This is a genomic window from Salipiger sp. HF18, from assembly GCF_011806505.1.
Lineage (GTDB): Bacteria > Pseudomonadota > Alphaproteobacteria > Rhodobacterales > Rhodobacteraceae > Salipiger > Salipiger thiooxidans.
Genome location: NZ_JAATOS010000625.1, coordinates 1 through 2,038 on the forward strand (window position 1 = coordinate 1; position 2,038 = coordinate 2,038).

Here is a 2,038-nt window from a genome sequence, read left to right on the forward strand (position 1 = left end):
GAGCGCGGTGTCCGCGACCTCGGCAGGCTCGCCGAGCCGCCCGAGCGGGGTGCGGCGGACCTCGGCCTCGTTGAGCTCGGGCGCGACGCCCGCGACCATGGGGGTCGCGATCCGCCCCGGCGCCAGCGCGTTTACCCGGATGCCGTGCGGGCCAAGCTCGCCCGCGAGATGCTTGGTGAACCCGATGATGGCGGACTTGGTCGCGGCGTAGTGGCAAGCGACGATGGGGAAGAAGGTCTTGCCCGCCACCGACGAGGTGTTGACGATCCAGCCCTCGCCCGCGTCGACCATGGCGGGGGTCAGCGCCCGGATGCAGTTGAAGGAGCCGGTCAGGTTCACGTCCACCACCCGGCGCCATTCGTCCGGGTCGAGCTCCCAGACCTTGTGGGCGACGCCCTGGTGCTTGGGCGAGATGCCGGCGTTGTTGATGAGCGTGTCGAAGGCCCCGCCCATCTCGGCCTCCGCCGCCGCAATGGCCGCGCCGAGGCTGGCGTAGTCGCTCACGTCGCCGGTCATGGCGACCCCCCTGCCCGGCAGCCCGGCTACCGCCGCGGCGACCTCGGCCGCGTCGATGTCGAGCACGCCCACCGTGGCGCCGCGCCGGGCGAAGGCCCCGGCCATGGCGAGCCCGATGCCCTTGGCGCCGCCGGTGACCAGCACCCGGCGGCCTGCGTGGCTGTCCCGTGTCTCGTGATGCGCGGGCGTCTTCTCTCGTGTCGTCATCGTCATATTCCCAGGTAGGCCTGCCGCACGTGGTCGTTCTGCAACAGCGCCTCGGCATCGTCGCTCAGCACCATGCGGCCGTTTTCCAGAACGTAGCCGCGGTCGGCGGCCTTGAGCGTGTGGAAGACGTTCTGCTCGACGATCAGGACGGTGGTTCCCGTCGCCGCCACCTGCGCGATGACCTCGAACACCTGCGCCACGATGATCGGCGCGAGCCCCAGCGAGGGCTCGTCGAACATCAGGAGCTTCGGCCGCGCCATCATGCCCCGCGCGATGGCCACCATCTGCTGCTCGCCGCCCGAGAGCGACGAGGCGTGCTGGTCGAGCCGTTCACGCAGTCGCGGGAAGAGCTCGAGCACCTGGTGCAGCGTGTCGTCCTGGTAGTCGCGGGCATGGCGGCTGTAGGCGCCCATCAGCAGGTTGTCGCGGACGGTCATGTCCGGGAACAGCTGCCGCCCCTCGGGGATCAGGGTCACGCCCCGGTCCACGGTCTCGTGCGCGGCAAGCCTGGTGATGTCCCGGCCCTCGAAGGTGATGGACCCGGTGCGCGGCGTCACCAGCCCCGAGATGGTGCGCAGGAGCGTGGTCTTGCCGGCCCCGTTCGCCCCCACGATGGTGACCACCTCGCCGGGTTCGACATGCAGCGACACGTCCTGCAGGATCACCGTCGAGCCGTAGCCCGCGTCGACGTTCTTCACCTCAAGCATGGGTGAACTCCTTTCCGAGATAGGCCTCGATCACGTGCGCGTCGCGGACCACGTCATGCGGGTCGCCCTGGGCGATGATCTGGCCGGAGTTGATGACGATGACCCGGTCCGACAGCGACATGACCGCCTGCATCACGTGCTCGATGGCGATGATGCTGACGCCGGTGTCGCGGATCGAGAGCATCAGGTCGACGGCGCGGCGCACGTCGGTCTGGTTGATCCCCGCCATGACCTCGTCGAGCAGCAGGATGCGCGGCTCCATGGCCATCACCCGCGCCACCTCGAGCCGCTTCAGCCCGCCGATGGTGAGGCTCGACGCCTCGGCGTTGAGGTAGGGCCCGAGCCCCATGCGGTGCGCCGTCTCGCGGGCCGCCTCGCGCGCGTCGCCGACATGCGGGTGGCGATGGAAGGCGCCGACCATGATGTTCTCTTCCACGGTCATCGCCGCGAAGGGCTGCACGATCTGGAAGGTGCGCCCGACACCGATGCTGGCGAAATCGCCCGGGGTCACCGGCTGCTGCCATTCGCCCGAGGGCGACAGCACCGAGACCTTGCCCTCGTCGGGTTTCAGGAAGCCCGAGAGCATGTTGAAGACGGTGGTCTTGCCC

General features: G+C 69.6%; 3 protein-coding genes. All 3 read right to left on the reverse strand.

Translation table 11 applies throughout. The features are described from left to right. Nucleotides 1–723 (reverse strand): SDR family NAD(P)-dependent oxidoreductase (locus HC022_RS25060; RefSeq protein WP_167454197.1); only part of this gene is annotated, 723 nt, incomplete at its 3' end. A 2-nt stretch (nt 724–725) separates the two neighbouring features. Beyond that, on the reverse strand, nt 726–1,430 hold the full coding sequence (locus tag HC022_RS25065) for an ABC transporter ATP-binding protein (protein ID WP_089962865.1): 705 nt from the start codon (nt 1,428–1,430) through the stop codon (nt 726–728). Beyond that, nucleotides 1,423–2,038, reverse strand: a 616-nt coding sequence (locus HC022_RS25070) for an ABC transporter ATP-binding protein (RefSeq protein WP_167454198.1), incomplete at its 5' end; no start/stop codon positions are given. The genes HC022_RS25070 and HC022_RS25065, both read right to left, overlap by 8 nt.